The organism is Pseudomonas sp. BIOMIG1BAC (assembly GCF_001705995.2).
In the GTDB taxonomy this organism is placed as follows: Bacteria; Pseudomonadota; Gammaproteobacteria; order Pseudomonadales; family Pseudomonadaceae; genus Aquipseudomonas; species Aquipseudomonas sessilinigenes.
The window spans coordinates 6198801-6213185 of the sequence record NZ_CP049045.1 but is presented as its reverse complement, the minus strand read 5'-3'; the positions used below and the strand labels follow the sequence as shown (position 1 = coordinate 6213185).

The following is a 14385-nucleotide window of genomic DNA, read 5'->3' as shown; positions in this document are numbered from 1 at the left end:
GTGTCGATAAGGGGCGCGATACAAAAAAGCGGCGGGCCGTTGGATCAACAGCACCGCCGCTCTGGCCAGGCAGGGAAGGCTTACTGCACTTCTACCGCCAGGCTCTCACTGATCTTCTTCTGCCAGATGGCGGGACCTGTGATGTGGACCGACTCACCCTTGCTGTCCACCGCAACGGTGACGGGCATGTCCTTGACCTCGAACTCGTAGATCGCCTCCATGCCCAGTTCGGCGAAGGCCAGCACTTTGGACTTCTTGATCGCCTGGGCCACCAGGTAGGCGGCACCGCCGACGGCCATCAGGTACACGGCCTTGCTGTCCTTGATCGCGTCGATCGCGGTCGGGCCACGCTCGGACTTGCCGATCATGCCCAGCAGGCCAGTCTGCTCGAGGATCTGGCGAGTGAACTTGTCCATGCGCGTGGCGGTGGTCGGGCCGGCCGGGCCAACCACTTCGTCGCCCACCGGATCAACCGGGCCGACGTAGTAGATGAAGCGACCTTTCAGGTCCACCGGCAGGGTTTCGCCCTTGTTCAGCATCTCGACCATGCGTTTGTGCGCAGCGTCGCGGCCGGTGAGCATCTTGCCGTTAAGCAGTACGGTCTCGCCCGGCTTCCAGCTCTGCACTTCTTCCGGGGTCAGGGTGTCGAGGTTGACGCGACGGGCCGATGGGCCGGCTTCCCAGACGATTTCCGGGTAGGCGTCCAGAGGCGGCGCCTCCAGGGCAGCAGGGCCCGAGCCGTCGAGCACGAAGTGTGCATGGCGGGTGGCGGCGCAGTTGGGGATCATGCACACCGGCAGGGAAGCGGCGTGGGTCGGGTAGTCCATGATCTTCACGTCGAGCACGGTGGTCAGGCCACCCAGGCCCTGGGCACCGATGCCCAGTTGGTTGACCTTCTCGAACAGCTCCAGGCGCATTTCCTCGATGCGGTTCTGCGGGCCACGAGCCTTGAGCTCGTGAATGTCGATGGACTCCATCAACACTTCCTTGGCCATCACCGCGGCCTTTTCGGCGGTACCGCCGATGCCGATGCCCAGCATGCCGGGCGGGCACCAGCCAGCACCCATGGTCGGTACGGTCTTGAGGACCCAGTCGACGATGGAATCGGATGGGTTGAGCATGGCCATCTTCGACTTGTTCTCGGAGCCGCCGCCCTTGGCCGCCACGTCCACTTCCACGGTGTTGCCCGGAACGATGGAGTAGTGGATCACTGCAGGCGTGTTGTCCTTGGTGTTCTTGCGGGCACCGGCCGGGTCGGCCAGGATCGAAGCGCGCAGGACGTTTTCCGGCAGGTTGTAGGCGCGACGCACGCCTTCGTTGATCATGTCGTCCAGGCTCATGGTGGCGCCGTCCCAGCGTACGTCCATGCCCACGCGGACGAAGACGGTGACGATACCGGTGTCCTGGCAGATCGGCCGGTGGCCGGTGGCGCACATGCGCGAGTTGATCAGGATCTGCGCCATGGAGTCGCGGGCTGCCGGCGATTCTTCGCGCAGGTAGGCCTCGTGCATCGCCTGGATGAAGTCCACGGGGTGGTAGTAGGAAATGAACTGCAGGGCGTCGGCAACGCTCTGAATCAGGTCGTCTTGCTTGATCACGGTCATGAGTCGCGCTCCTCTAAAAGACGGGAACATTTAACTGGGTGTCTGCAGCTTGGGTGCATCGGTCGGTTGCAGACACCGCTGGGGTGCGCCGGACAGGCAGCAGGCGCACCGTTAAAAAGGCGCGGCAGTATACCGCGCCTGGGGGCTGGGCACACCCGCCAGGCAGGCAAACGAAAGTCGCCTATCGGGTGGGCATCGTTCTTGCGTGAGACGCCGGTGACCGCTCGGAGCACCACCGAAAATTTGAATAGTCATTTTCCGGGGGCAGCACTAAAGTGGCGAATGGCTGGCGGAGTAGGAAACTCTTGAGCCTCCTTATCTCACGGTGAGTCAACGATTGACCCATAAAGCCATCCAGAGCTTGTTACTCAAGCGCTTCACCATTGCAGCGGGCACCTACGGATTGATCCTGCTGCTGTTCTGGCTAGCCGTTCTAACGGGGCATTATCGTGCTTCGGTCGGCAGCGCCCTGCTGGGTACGGCACTGGTGGTGGCCAGCCAGGGATTGCTCTGCTGGGTATTTCTCAGTGGCCGCAACCTGCGGTTCGCCGATGCCAGCCTGACCGAGGTCCAGGTGGTCCTGGGCATTGCCTGGCAGACCTGGCTGATCGCCCATCTGGATCAGGCGCGCGGGGCCTTCCTGATGTTCTATGTCCTGCCACTGTTGTTCGGCCTGTTTCATCTCTCTCGCCGTGCCTATTTGCGTTGCACGGTGCTGATCTTCTTCTGCTTTGCCGGGGTCAACCTGTGGGACGGCTATCACTTTGTCCTGGCCGACCCGCAACTGGCGGCGCTGCAGGTCTGTGTCGTGCTGGTGATGTTGGTATGGCTGTGCCTGTACTCCGCCTATGTCCAGGCGTCGCGTTCGCGCATGCGCCAGAGGCGCTTTGCCCTGCAGGCACACCAGGACACCCTGCGGGGAATGATGCGCCAACTGGAGGACCTGGTGGCGACCGACGAATTGACCGGCCTGTTCAACCGTCGGCACTTCCTGCGTATTGCCGGGCGCGAGTTGCAGGCCATGGACGCGCAGCAGGTGCACGGCCTGGCCCTGATCGACCTGGATCATTTCAAACGCATCAACGACCAGCATGGCCATGCGGCGGGCGACCAGGTGCTGCAGGCTTTTTCCGCCGTGGCCACGGCTTGCCTGAGGGACGGTGATGTCCTGGCGCGTTATGGCGGGGAGGAGTTCGTGGTGTTGCTGCCCGAATGCGATACCGAGCGCCTGACTTCCTGTTGCGAGCGCCTGCGCCTGGCTTTCATGCAGGTACAACTGCTGGGTTTGGAGGTGCCCGATCTGAGCCTGTCCGCGGGAATGACCCTGTTGCAAGCCGGCGATGATCTGGATGCGGCCCTGCAGCGGGCCGACCAGGCTCTTTATCGGGCCAAGCGTGATGGACGCAATCGTTGCTGCGCGGCCTGGGAAAACTTCGATGCCTGAATTGACAGTCGGTGAGCGCCGCTGGTCGGTTGAGCCTGGCAGCAACCTGCTCGATGCCCTGAACCGGGCTGGCGTGGCGGTGCCCTTCAGTTGCCGCGCCGGCAGCTGTCATGCCTGCCTGGTGCATTGCGTCCAGGGGCTGCCCAGCGATAGTCGACCCGATGCGTTGAGCAGTGAACAGCGGCACCTGGGGTGGCGCCTGGCGTGTCAGTGCCAGGTGGTCGAAGACCTGCAGGTGGAGACCTTCGACCCTCTGCGCGATGGCCTGCCCGCCACCGTCGTCGGCCTGGACTGGCTCTCCAGCACGGTCCTGCGCCTGCGCTTGCAGCCCACGCGGCCGTTGCGTTATCGAGCTGGCCAGCACCTGGTGTTGTGGACGGCGGGGCGGGTCGCCAGGCCGTACTCCCTGGCCAGCCTGCCGGAGGAAGATCGTTTCCTGGAGTTCCATCTCGATTGCCGTCAGCCCGGGCAATTCAGTGACGCCGCTCGCCAGTTGCGCCTGGGCGATCCGATGCGCCTTGGAGAGCTGCGTGGTGGCGCCTTGCACTACGATCCGGACTGGCAAGCGCATCCGCTTTGGCTGTTGGCAGCGGGAACCGGCCTGGCGCCCCTGTTCGGGGTCCTGCGCGAGGCGCTGCGCCAGGATCACCAAGGCCCTATCCGGATCATTCACCTGGCCCATGATGCCAGCGAGCATTATCTGGCCAAACCCCTGGCAGCCCTGGCGGCGAACCGACCCCAACTGACCGTGGAGCTGCTTGTGGGGGCCGAGCTGACAGCGGCTTTGGCGCAACTGCGGCTTGTTTCCCGGCAAACCCAGGCCTTACTCTGCGGGCACCCTGACAGTGTCGAAGCCTTTGCCCGGCGCCTGTACCTGGCGGGGCTGCCGCGTAATCAACTGCTGGCCGATGTGTTCCTGCCGCGCGGTTGAGTACTGAGACTTCCTGAGCGAGATCCCCATGACCGATGCCATCGAGTTGCAACGCGAGGGTGGGCTGCTGACCTTGCGCCTGAACCGCCCCGACAAGAAAAACGCCCTGACCCGCGCCATGTACAGCCGCTTGGCGCAAGCCCTGGTCGAGGCGGATGCCGACCCTGAAATCAATGCGTTGCTGATCTGTGGCAGCAGTGAGTGTTTCACCGCGGGTAACGACATCGCCGACTTTCTCCAGCAGCCGCCCTCCGACCTGGATAGCCCGGTGTTCCAATTCATGCGCAGCCTGCTTGAGTGTCGCAAGCCGGTAGTGGCGGCGGTGGCGGGCCCTGCGGTGGGCATCGGCACCACGTTGTTGCTGCACTGCGACCTGGTCTACGTCAGTCGCGATGCGCGTCTGCGCATGCCGTTCGTCAACCTCGGATTATGCCCGGAGTTCGGCTCGAGCCTGATCCTGCCCCGTTTACTGGGCCAGGCCAGGGCGGCTGAGCTGTTGTTGCTGGGCGAGGGGTTCTCCGGCGAGCAGGCCGCCGCCTGGGGCATTGCCAGCGCGGCCCTGGAAAGTGGCGCGGCCGCCCTGGCCAAGGCGCGGGACGCTGCATTGCGTTTCAGCCAATCGGCACCCGGGGCAGTGCAGGTCAGCAAGCAACTGATGAGGGGACCGGATCGCGAGTTGCTGCGTCGGGTCATCGAGGAGGAAGGCACGCTGTTCACCCAGCGCCTGCGCTCACCGGAAGCGGTAGCCGCGCTGTCGGGGTTTCTCGCCAAAGGCTGATTCCCTGGCTGGCGCCAGCGTTTTCCAGGCATGAAAAAGCCCCGGTGTCTTCACGCCGGGGCTTTTTCGTTTCGCGGGGCCTGACTCAGACTACCGGGTCGCCCACGTGCAGGATCTTCATGCCGTTGGTGCCGCCGGTGGTGTGGTAGCTGTCGCCCTTGGTGAGGATCACCCAGTCGCCTTTTTCCACGACACCGCGCTTGAGCAGCTCGTCGATCGCCGCTTGGCTGACCTGCTCCGGTGGCAGCGATGCCGGGTCGAAAGGCACGGTGTAGACGCCACGGAACATGGCGGCCCGAGCCTGGGTCTCGCGATGCGGGGAGTAGGCGTAGATCGGCACCGAAGAGCGGATCCGCGACATGATCAACGGGGTATAGCCACTCTCGGTCAGGGCGATGATCGCTTTCACGCCGGGGAAGTGGTTGGCGGTGTACATGGCGGCCAGGGCGATGCTCTGGTCGCAGCTTTCGAACACCTTGCCCATGCGATGGCTGGAGGTCTTGCTGGTCGGGTGCTTTTCAGCGCCGACGCAAACCCGGGCCATGGCCTGGACCGCTTCGAGCGGATAGGACCCCGCCGCGCTTTCTGCCGAGAGCATGACCGCGTCAGTGTAGTCGAGCACGGCGTTGGCCACGTCGGATACTTCGGCGCGGGTCGGCATCGGGTTCTGGATCATCGACTCCATCATCTGGGTCGCCACGATCACCGCCTTGTTGTGGCGGCGGGCGTGCAGGATGATTTTCTTCTGGATACCCACCAGTTCGGCATCGCCGATTTCCACGCCCAGGTCGCCACGGGCCACCATCACCGCATCACTAGCCTTGATCAGGCCATCGAGGGTCTCGTCGTCGGCTACCGCTTCGGCGCGTTCGATCTTGGCCACCAGCCAGGCAGTAGCGCCGGCTTCGTCGCGCAGTTGGCGCGCGTATTCCATGTCGGCGGCGTCGCGGGGGAAGGACACGGCCAGGTAGTCGACCTGCATCTCGGCGGCCAGCTTGATGTCGGCCTTGTCTTTTTCAGTCAGTGCCGGAGCCGTCAAGCCGCCACCGCGGCGGTTGATGCCCTTGTGGTCGGACAGCGGGCCGCCGACGGTCACCACGCAGTGCAGTTCGGTGGCTGTGGCGGTCTCTACGCGCATGACCACGCGGCCGTCATCCAGCAGCAACTCGTCGCCGACGCCGCAATCCTTGACCAGGTCCGGGTAGTCGATGCCGACGATCTGCTGGGTGCCTTCGGTCAGCGAATGGCTGGTGGAGAAAGTGAACTTGTCACCGATCTTCAATTCGATGCGCTTGTTGGCGAACTTAGCGATGCGGATCTTCGGGCCCTGCAGGTCACCGAGGATGGCGACGAAGCGACCATGCTTGGCGGCCAGGTCGCGGACCAGTTGGGCACGAGCCTTGTGTTCGGCCGGAGTGCCGTGGGAGAAGTTCAGACGGGCGACATCCACGCCAGCGAGAATCAGTTGTTCGAGAACTTCCGGCGAGTTACTGGCCGGGCCAAGGGTGGCGACGATTTTGGTACGACGAACGGACATGCACGGACTCCTGAATTCAAGCGCAACGAGAGGCTACTATGCTCCGAAGTTGTAGTCATTGTTCGTTTGCACTACTTATCGGTTTGTTTGTTTAGAACAACAACCTTGAAGATTTTTGCCAATGAGTCGATACACTGCACAAGACAGGAGAGACCCCCATGCGATTCGTACTCATTGCTGCCCTGGCCGTCAGTGTTGTCGGCTGTACTCGTTGGTCGATGGACCATCATTTGAACAATGCCTATCGTGCCTATGACCGCGGCAACTGCGAAAGCGTGATGCTCGAACTGAGCCAGGTCGATCGTAATAGCCGTGCCCGGCGCTATGTCCAGCCGGAAGTCTCGATGCTGCGGGGACAATGCCTGGAGCGTCAGAAGCTGTTCGTCGATGCGGCCCAGACCTACCAGTTCATCATCACCCAGTACCCCACCAGCGAATACGCCTATCGCGCCAGGGCTCGGCTGGATACTTTGCAGCAGTTGGGCCACTACCCGTCCAATGGTGCCGCACAGGTTCGTCGCACCGCCTTGTGACATTGACCAGGGGGCATTGCAATCGCCCCGGGTGCTTGAGCTAAAATTTGCACAGGCGGCTCTGTAGACGTAGCTCGGCAGAGACGATTCGAACGCTGCTCCAGTCTTGCCTGGAGCAGGGGCTCTGGAGCCCTTCGGGCGACCTTCCTCGCCTATCTGATCAGGAGAGCGGGCCGCTACCGGGCCCGTTCCGAAGCACTAGTGCGGTCATGCTTAATGACCTTTCCATAGCGATACCCAGCATGTTCACGGAACGTCGGATCGAACGGCACCAACTGCCGTGTTTTTTGAAAGTCTTCAACCGATACACCGACAAGCCTGTCGGTTACCTGGGCAATCTCTCGGCCGATGGGCTGATGCTGATCAGCCCGCTTGCGATGCTGGTCGGTGCCGACTTCGAGTTGCGGATCAAGATGCCAGGCAGTGATGGCCAGGCGCAGTCGGTGGATTTCAGCGCCCGCTGCCTGTGGTGCCACGAAGACTTGACGCCCCATCACTACGACAGTGGCTTCAGCCTGTTGCGGGCATCGCCGGAGTTGGCGGAGCTGGAGCAGGCGCTGCGTCATTACTTCAGCTTCCACCCACTGCAGACCTCGGCCTGACCGGCAGGCCGCTAAAGACTGCCGGCCTTCTTCCAGTTCATGTAGCGGCTCACCAGCTCCGGCCCCAGTTCTCCCGGGCGTGCATCGAGCAGGGCGATGCCGTGGGCGCTCAAGCGTTCGTGGAGCTCGGTGCGGCCATTGAGATAGTTGATGGCCGAGCTGTAGGCCAGGGCCTCGGGCAAGGTCTGCACCGGGTTCTGGCGTACCTGGTCGAGGACTTCTTCACGCAGGCTGGCCACCAGGACCCGATGCTGGCGGCCGATACGCTTGACGGCGGTCAGCAGCTCCTGGTCGTCCTCATCACGCAGGTTGGTGACCAGCACCACCAGCGCCCGGCGTTTCTGCCGGGCCAGCAGTTCATTGGCGGCAGCCTGGTAGTCGGCGGGACGCTGGCTGCTCTGCAGGTCGTAGACCCCGTTGAGCAATACACTGAGCTGGGCCGCACCCTTGACCGGCGCCAGATAGCGCGATGGGCTGGCGGCAAAACTGTACAGGCCCACCGCATCTCCCTGGCGCAGAGCCACGTAGCTCAATAACAGGCAGGCATTCAGGGCATGGTCGAAGTGCGCCAGTTCATCGTCCTGGCTGCGCATCCGGCGTCCGCAATCGAGCATGAAGATGATCTGCTGGTCGCGCTCATCCTGGTACTCACGGGCGATGGGCGTACGCTGGCGGGCGGTGGCCTTCCAATCGATCTGGCGCAGGCTGTCGCCTTCACGGAATTCGCGCAACTGATTGAACTCCAGGCCCAGGCCGCGGCGTTGGCGCTGGCGCACTCCCAGCTGGCTGAGCCAGTTGTCGACCGCCAGCAGTTGCCCGCCATACAGTCGAGCGAAGTCCGGGTAAACCCGGGTGCTGTCGCGAACTTGCAGTAACCGCCGGCTGCTCCACAGGCCCAGGGGGCTGGGCAGGTTGACTTCGCATTGGCTGAAGTCGAAATGACCTCGCTGCACGGGGCGCACGCTGTAGCTCACCTGGCTGGCATGCTCGGGCTCAAGGTTGACCGTCTGCGGCAGGTGTTCGAATACCAGGCCCTGGGGCGGGTGATCGAACAGTTGTATATCGAGCGCCTGTCGATAGTCGTGGCGGATCTCCAGTTGCACATCGCTCCAGCGTCCCAGGGGCAGGCTGCCAGGCAGGTGCCGATGCACCTGTGGCGAACTCATGCGCAGCGCGCGCAGGGCATCCAGCAGGGGCAGCAGCAACAGCGCCAGTAACAGGCCCCAGGCAACGGAGTCCAGGCGTGGGGCAATCGCCACCCCGAGGGCACGGGCAGCTCCCAGGAGGATGAACAGGCTGGCCAGGGCTCCAAGCCAGATCAGCAGCAAACGGGTCGGCTTCATCGGTGTGGACTGCTCACAGGCGTGGGGCCGGGATCTGCTCGAGCATCTGCTGGAGCACCTGCTCCACGGACAGGCCTTCGATATCCAGCTCCGGCGCTACGCGTACCCGGTGCCGCAGCACTGCCATGGCACAACCCTTGATGTCATCCGGAATCACGAATTCGCCGCCACGCAGCAGGGCTCGGGCCCGGCCGCCACGTACCAGGGCAATGGAGGCGCGTGGGCCCGCGCCAAGGATCAGCCCCGGCCAGCTGCGGGTGGCCCGGGCCAGGCGCACGGCGTAGTCCAGGACCTGGTCGTCCAGGGGCAAGTCGCTGGCGATGTGTTGCATGGCCTGGACGTCCTGGGCTTGCAGCAATGTGCGCAGGGGTTGGACGTCGAGCATGTCGGCGCGAGTCGAGCGCGCCACCAGGCGGACCATGTCCAATTCTTGCTGGGCATCCGGGTAGTCCATGCGCAGCTTGAGCATGAAGCGGTCCAGCTCGGCTTCCGGCAGGGGATAGGTGCCTTCCTGCTCGATGGGGTTCTGGGTCGCCAGGACCATGAATGGCTGGGCAATGGGCAGGGCCTGGCCTTCGAGCGTCACTTGGCGCTCCTGCATGGCTTCCAGCAGCGCGGCCTGGGTCTTGGCCGGTGCACGGTTGATTTCATCCGCCAGCAGCAGGTGGGTGAACAGCGGCCCCTTGCGCAGCTTGAACTGCTCGGTCTGGAGGTCATACACCGCGTGTCCCGTGACGTCGCTGGGCATCAGGTCGGGGGTGAACTGGATGCGGGCGAATTCACCACCGAAACAGCGAGCCAGGGCACGTACCAACAGGGTCTTGCCCAGCCCGGGAACGCCTTCGAGCAGCACATGGCCGCCAGCGATCAGGGCGGTCAGCACATCGTCGATCACCGCTTGCTGGCCGATCACGGCTTTTTGCAGTTCCTGACGCACGGCCTGGGCCAACTGGCTGGCGCGCTGGCGCTGCTGGACCGGGTCGGTCAGATCCAGCAGTGGTGCGCAGGGTTCAAGTGGTTCTGCGGGGTGTTCGCTCATAGGGCATTCCTGAGAGTTTGCAGGTGGGCGACCTGGTGGCTGAAGTCGGTGCTGGAAAGGCGTTGTCCGGCCAGGGGTTGCAGCGCCTGCCGGATGGCACTGACAGGTTGCTGGCTGAGTAGCGCCAGCACTTCCCACTGGGCCTCGGGTTGCAATTGTTCGAACCCGGGATGACGGCGTCGGGCCCGGCGCCGGATATCCACTTGCAGTGCATGCAGCAAGGGACCCTGGCCACCGTGGCGCAGGATGAAGTCGGCGCTGGCGCGCAAGTGTTCGAGCAACTGGCGACGAGCCTTGGGTGGCGGCTCCAGCAAGGGGCCGTGGCGGACAGCCGCCTGCCACAGCCACAGGCCGATGAGCAGCCCCAGAGCCACCAGCGCCTGGGGGAAATTCTTCCACAGCAACTGCCAGAGGCTCGGGTGATCGGTGTTGAACAACAAGGTCACGGTGGTATCGACGTTCAGGTACCACAGCAGCCAGGCGTTGTCGTAGCGGCCGATAGCCGGGGTTTTCCAGATATCGGCATCGGTCAGTACGGTGACGCTACCTTTGCCGTACTCGAGCTGGATCATATGAGTGGCCGCGCCACTGCTGGCCCAGGACTGTGCCAGGCTGTCCGGGTCGTCCAGATGAAAGGCCGTGTCGAAGCTGACGTAGGCCGGGGCCTGTTCGCCGTCCACATGAACCTTGGTCAGTTTCGGGTAGGCATCGCCCGCTTCCGGCTCCGGAGGTTCCTCGAGATCCTCGCTGAGCATCTGGTGGATCTGGACTCGATCCAGCAGCAGGTCGCCGCTCTGCTCGGTGTCTTCATCCCACAGGGCTTGCGCGACGAACACCAGGTGCCCGCCCGCTCGGGCCCAGTCCAGGACGCGATCGGCCTGCTGTGGGCTCATGTTCGAGCGCTCCTCCAGCATCAGCAGGCTATGGCCCTTGGGGGGCAAGTCGGCCAGCGCTTCCAGGCTGTTGGCGTGCTCCACCTTGAGGCCTCGTTCGCGCAGGAACATTTCGGCGGCCAGGTAGGGGTTGGCCAGGGCCTCGGGAGACGGGCCATGATCCACCAGCTCCTGATAGGGTGTGGCATGCCTGTAGAGGTAGTAGCCACTGCCACCGAGCACCAGGATCAGCAGCAGGGCGAGGATGGCCCAGATCGTGCGAGTCATGACGATGCTCCAGGGCCGAACAGGGCGCGCCAGCCGTCACACAGCCGTGGTTGCGCTTCGGCCCCAGGTATCTGGTGACCGTAGGCCATGTTCTGCCAGTGTCGGGTCAGCTCGATGCTGAAGGCTTCCAGTGGGGCGTGTTGCAGTCCCTTGATCCGTTCCAGTACCTGGCCTTCGGTATCGGCGACTCCGAGGGGCAGGTGGAATTCTTCCAGCAAACGGCTGAGCAAGGCCCGGTAGAGCAGGCCCAGGGCTTCCCGGGGTTGGGTTGGCCAGAGCTCGGCGGCGCGGGCCGCGACATCGGCCGGCAGGGTCTGGCTGCCGACTTCCAGGCCGAACAGTTGTTGAGGAATGGCCCGCGGGCGCTTCTTGCGCGGGCGCGGACGCCAGCCGACGAAAGTACGCAGCCAGTCGCGATAGCGCCACACCACCCAGGCCAGTGCTCCCAGCAACAGGCCCCAGAGCAGGACCTCCAGGCCTTTGGCCAGGCTGGCGAAGCTGTCGTTGCCAAGGTTCTCCAGCAGGCTCTTGAGCCAACCTGGCGGTTTGCCCTTGGCCGCTTTTTTCTGTGGCTGCTCTTCGCCGAAGCGGTAGCGGGTGACCGATTCCTGATTCTTGAACGGGGGCTTATCCAGGATGCCCTGGATGCTGTCCCTGGAGGCTTTGCTGGTCAGTGGCTGTTGCAGCAGCCGTGGGCTTTGCGGACCGGCAACGGAGTTGGCGGCAGCAGCAGCCCAGAGCGGTTGAGTCGGGGCCAACAAGAGCGCGCCTGCCACCAGCAAGGCCGCGCTGGCGCCGGCCAGGCGTTGGCGCAGGCGGCGGAACACCAGCTCGATGTCCCAAGCCTCCAGCTCGGTGCGCCGGTTGAGGTAGAGGCTGAAGCCGCACGCAACGTAGATCGGTTCCCAAAGCACCAGGACCAAGGCATAGAAAGCGTTGGTCAGGTGTTCCAGCCATAGCCAGTCCTGTTGGGCGGCAGCGATCAGGGTCTGCCAGTTCCAGTCCAGCTCAATCTGTTGGGGCAGCAACAAATAGAACAGCACCATCAGGCCGATCCACAAGGCGCCCTCCAGGTGCATGCCGATCAGCGTCAGCCAGCGTGCGGCCCCGGCATTGCGCTGCAGCAGTACTCCCAGGCGTCGTTGACGGGCATCGCCCTCCAGGCCTTCGAGTTGCACCACCGGCATCAGGAAGCTGCGACTCATGCTGAAACGGCGCCAGGTCAGGCTGGCCAACAGTTGTGGCTTGAGCAGGCGCGGCCATTGCTTGAGGGCTTGGCCCAGGGTCGGGGTTTCGCCGAACAGGGCTTTGGACAGAATGAACAGGGGCAGGCGCTCGAACGCCGGCTTCAGCCACCAGAACAGGAGTACGGCCACAGACGGCGACTGCCACAACAGCAGGCTGAGCAGGGCGAATACCGGCAGGCTGACAATGGCCCAACTGGCCATCAACAGGCGTCTGTGGCGCTGGCTCAGGAGTATCCCCAGGTCCATGGCTTCCCAGGCGTTGCGTGGGCGGATCACCACGCTGGCATCACTCAGGCGCATGGGGGGTACGTCCGGCAAGGGTCAGGTAGGCCAGCACCAGGCCCCACAGGGCAGCGCCGACGCTGTATTTGATCCACGGCGCAGGCCAGGTCATGGAAGACCAGTAGGCCTCGACGAAGGCTGCGATCAGCAGGAACACGATGACGCCATAGACCAGGCGTACGCTGACCCGCGCCGCCTGCAACAAGGCTTCGCCACGAGGCAGGCGGCCGGGAGCGATCAGGGCCCAGCCCATTTTCAGCCCGGCTGCCCCGGACAGGGCGATGGCGCTGAGCTCGAAGGCACCGTGGCCAATGACGAAGGGCCAGAAGGTCTGGCCGAAGCCGATCTGGGTCAAGTGCCCGGCGATGGCGCCGATGATCAAGCCGTTGAAGACCAGGAAAAACAGACTGCCCAGACCGAACAGCAAGCCACCGGCAAAGGTCTGAAAGGCGATGCCTATGTTGTGCATGATGTAGTAGCCGAACATCGCCCAGTCTTCACTGGAGGCGCGCTCGGCAGCTCGTCCCAGGCGCCCGGCCGATGGGTCGTACATGCTTTGCATCTCAGTCACTTGCTGTTGGCTGACCAGGCTGTAGATCAGTTCGGGGAACAGGTACACCAACACCCCGATACCCAGGAGGCTGATGAAGAACAACAGGCTGGCAATCAGTACGAGGCGCCATTCCTGGCGAACCACTCGAGGAAATCCGGCCAGCAGGAATTCCAGCGCATTGGCGCCGATCGCCGTGCGCTGGCGATACAGTTGCTGGTGGCCGCGCAATACCAATTGCTGCAGTGGATCGATCAGGTAGCTGCTGTAGCCACGTTCCTGGGCCAGGGCCAGGTGCTGGCACAGGCGTCGGTAGTCCTGGACGAAGCTCTGGCAGTCCGCGCTCTTGGCTCGGCCGCGTTCCAGTTTTTCGAGCAGTTGTTCGAAGTGCTGCCATTGGGGCTGGTGACGGCTTTCAAAAAGGCTTTGTTTCATGTCGTTCCCAGAAAGCCTCGGGCAATGCCATTGAGTTCGGCAGTCGCCTGGGCGGTGGGTACGTGCAGCGGCTGGGCAAGGATCGCTGCCAGTTCCCGGGTGCGTTCGTTCGATAGCTGGGGCTGGCGTTCGGCGAAACCGAGGATCGCCCGCTGTTCATTCAGGGTCAGGGCGAAGGGAGCACTGCGCGCCACGGCGGGTGGCAGGTCTGGACGCTTGACCGATTGCTCGCGGTAGATCACCAGCGTGCCGGCGGCAAGATCGCCCAGGCGCTTGAACGCCGGATGCTGCAGGCAACTGATGGCCCCGAGGAAGTAGCCGAAGGGCAGCATGTCGGCAAAGCGCAGCAGGTTGCGGGTCAGGGAGGCACTCCAGCCAATGGGGGTGCCATCGTCCTGCACGACTCGCAGGCCCATTATCTGTTTGCCTGGGGAGCGACCCTGGTTGAGCACTTCGAACAGCACCATGTACCACCAGCTGACGAGGAACAGCAGGATCGAACCGATGCCGATGCCGATCTCGCCAAAAAATCCCAGGGCGATGAAGAGGATGCCCAGCACCAGGCCGCGGATGCCCAGGTCGAGGGTAAAGGCCAGGGTGCGGACCAACAGTCCCGCTGGACGCAATGGCAGGTCGATGCCTTCGGGCGTCTCGACCTGGTACCGCGTATCCAGGGGCGGGGGCAGCGATGCGTTCCTTGGCGTTGCTGTGGTCTCAAGCATGGACAAACTGCTGGCTGGCCTGATGGGAAAAATCCAGCGCCGATGCTAGCAGCCTCTGAGGGTCTAACGACATCATTAACTGCGAATCCAGGCGTTTTTGGCGGTTCTCACGCCTTCGTGCGGCTGGCCCTGGACCTGTGCGAGCGCCTAGACTGCAGCGGTATTTCAGTTCAGGAAC

Annotated in this window: 13 protein-coding genes; 5 read left to right on the top strand and 8 right to left on the bottom strand. The window is 63.6% G+C overall.

Features of this window, described 5'->3' with window-relative positions; all coding sequences use genetic code 11:
- Nucleotides 1–80: 80 nt before the first annotated feature.
- Nucleotides 81–1604, bottom strand: a complete 1524-nt coding sequence (locus ATY02_RS28765; RefSeq protein ID WP_068585160.1) for a fumarate hydratase — start codon at nucleotides 1602–1604, stop codon at nucleotides 81–83.
- A gap of 337 nt (nucleotides 1605–1941) precedes the next feature.
- On the opposite strand from ATY02_RS28765, the gene ATY02_RS28760 reads away from it, so the two are divergent.
- Genes ATY02_RS28760 through ATY02_RS28750 form a run of 3 tightly spaced genes read left to right on the top strand, consistent with a single transcriptional unit; the run spans nucleotide 1942 to nucleotide 4757 of the window.
- Complete coding sequence (locus ATY02_RS28760) at nucleotides 1942–3048, top strand: sensor domain-containing diguanylate cyclase (RefSeq protein ID WP_068585163.1); 1107 nt, start codon at nucleotides 1942–1944, stop codon at nucleotides 3046–3048.
- The gene (locus ATY02_RS28755; RefSeq protein ID WP_068585166.1) at nucleotides 3041–3979 is read left to right on the top strand and encodes an iron-sulfur-binding ferredoxin reductase; all 939 of its coding nucleotides are present in this window, start codon (nucleotides 3041–3043) and stop codon (nucleotides 3977–3979) included. The genes ATY02_RS28760 and ATY02_RS28755 overlap by 8 nt, the downstream gene beginning before the upstream one ends.
- A 28-nt stretch (nucleotides 3980–4007) precedes the next feature.
- Nucleotides 4008–4757, top strand: a complete 750-nt coding sequence (locus ATY02_RS28750) for an enoyl-CoA hydratase-related protein (RefSeq protein ID WP_068585169.1) — start codon at nucleotides 4008–4010, stop codon at nucleotides 4755–4757.
- A gap of 85 nt (nucleotides 4758–4842) precedes the next feature.
- Here ATY02_RS28750 and pyk read toward each other — a convergent pair whose 3' ends face one another.
- Nucleotides 4843–6294 (bottom strand): pyruvate kinase, encoded by a 1452-nt coding sequence (gene pyk, locus ATY02_RS28745; protein ID WP_068585173.1) that lies wholly within the window; start codon nucleotides 6292–6294, stop codon nucleotides 4843–4845.
- A gap of 158 nt (nucleotides 6295–6452) precedes the next feature.
- On the opposite strand from pyk, the gene ATY02_RS28740 reads away from it, so the two are divergent.
- Together ATY02_RS28740 and ATY02_RS28735 are read left to right on the top strand one after the other, a co-directional pair.
- Nucleotides 6453–6827, top strand: coding sequence for a hypothetical protein (locus ATY02_RS28740; RefSeq protein ID WP_068585176.1), 375 nt, complete (start codon nucleotides 6453–6455; stop codon nucleotides 6825–6827).
- 242 nt (nucleotides 6828–7069) lie between these two features.
- A complete protein-coding gene (locus ATY02_RS28735) occupies nucleotides 7070–7429 on the top strand; it encodes a PilZ domain-containing protein (RefSeq protein WP_068585179.1) in 360 nt (119 codons plus the stop codon).
- 11 nt (nucleotides 7430–7440) lie between these two features.
- Here the strand turns inward: ATY02_RS28735 and ATY02_RS28730 are convergent, their stop codons facing one another.
- From ATY02_RS28730 to ATY02_RS28705, 6 genes are read right to left on the bottom strand one after another with little or no spacing between them, the layout of a single operon-like run.
- Complete coding sequence (locus ATY02_RS28730) at nucleotides 7441–8772, bottom strand: DUF58 domain-containing protein (protein ID WP_068585182.1); 1332 nt, start codon at nucleotides 8770–8772, stop codon at nucleotides 7441–7443.
- A gap of 13 nt (nucleotides 8773–8785) precedes the next feature.
- Nucleotides 8786–9811: an AAA family ATPase gene (locus ATY02_RS28725; RefSeq protein ID WP_083236059.1), complete on the bottom strand. Its 1026-nt coding sequence runs from the start codon at nucleotides 9809–9811 to the stop codon at nucleotides 8786–8788.
- Nucleotides 9808–10971, bottom strand: a complete 1164-nt coding sequence (locus ATY02_RS28720) for a DUF4350 domain-containing protein (RefSeq protein ID WP_068585185.1) — start codon at nucleotides 10969–10971, stop codon at nucleotides 9808–9810. The genes ATY02_RS28725 and ATY02_RS28720 overlap by 4 nt, the downstream gene beginning before the upstream one ends.
- Complete coding sequence (locus ATY02_RS28715) at nucleotides 10968–12518, bottom strand: DUF4129 domain-containing protein (RefSeq protein ID WP_068585187.1); 1551 nt, start codon at nucleotides 12516–12518, stop codon at nucleotides 10968–10970. The genes ATY02_RS28720 and ATY02_RS28715 overlap by 4 nt, the downstream gene beginning before the upstream one ends.
- Entirely contained in the window at nucleotides 12505–13485 is a 981-nt protein-coding gene (locus tag ATY02_RS28710; RefSeq protein WP_068585190.1) for a stage II sporulation protein M, read from the bottom strand. The genes ATY02_RS28715 and ATY02_RS28710 overlap by 14 nt, the downstream gene beginning before the upstream one ends.
- Entirely contained in the window at nucleotides 13482–14207 is a 726-nt protein-coding gene (locus ATY02_RS28705; RefSeq protein WP_068585192.1) for an RDD family protein, read from the bottom strand. The genes ATY02_RS28710 and ATY02_RS28705 overlap by 4 nt, the downstream gene beginning before the upstream one ends.
- Nucleotides 14208–14385 lie beyond the last annotated feature (178 nt).

Coding starts and splice junctions, on each gene's coding strand:
- ATY02_RS28765 (WP_068585160.1), bottom strand. CDS start 1,604: ATGACCGTGATCAAGCAAGACGACCTGATTCAGAGCGTTGCCGACGCC.
- ATY02_RS28755 (WP_068585166.1), top strand. CDS start 3,041: ATGCCTGAATTGACAGTCGGTGAGCGCCGCTGGTCGGTTGAGCCTGGC.
- ATY02_RS28750 (WP_068585169.1), top strand. CDS start 4,008: ATGACCGATGCCATCGAGTTGCAACGCGAGGGTGGGCTGCTGACCTTG.
- pyk (WP_068585173.1), bottom strand. CDS start 6,294: ATGTCCGTTCGTCGTACCAAAATCGTCGCCACCCTTGGCCCGGCCAGT.
- ATY02_RS28740 (WP_068585176.1), top strand. CDS start 6,453: ATGCGATTCGTACTCATTGCTGCCCTGGCCGTCAGTGTTGTCGGCTGT.
- ATY02_RS28735 (WP_068585179.1), top strand. CDS start 7,070: ATGTTCACGGAACGTCGGATCGAACGGCACCAACTGCCGTGTTTTTTG.
- ATY02_RS28730 (WP_068585182.1), bottom strand. CDS start 8,772: ATGAAGCCGACCCGTTTGCTGCTGATCTGGCTTGGAGCCCTGGCCAGC.
- ATY02_RS28725 (WP_083236059.1), bottom strand. CDS start 9,811: ATGAGCGAACACCCCGCAGAACCACTTGAACCCTGCGCACCACTGCTG.
- ATY02_RS28720 (WP_068585185.1), bottom strand. CDS start 10,971: ATGACTCGCACGATCTGGGCCATCCTCGCCCTGCTGCTGATCCTGGTG.
- ATY02_RS28715 (WP_068585187.1), bottom strand. CDS start 12,518: ATGCGCCTGAGTGATGCCAGCGTGGTGATCCGCCCACGCAACGCCTGG.
- ATY02_RS28710 (WP_068585190.1), bottom strand. CDS start 13,485: ATGAAACAAAGCCTTTTTGAAAGCCGTCACCAGCCCCAATGGCAGCAC.
- ATY02_RS28705 (WP_068585192.1), bottom strand. CDS start 14,207: ATGCTTGAGACCACAGCAACGCCAAGGAACGCATCGCTGCCCCCGCCC.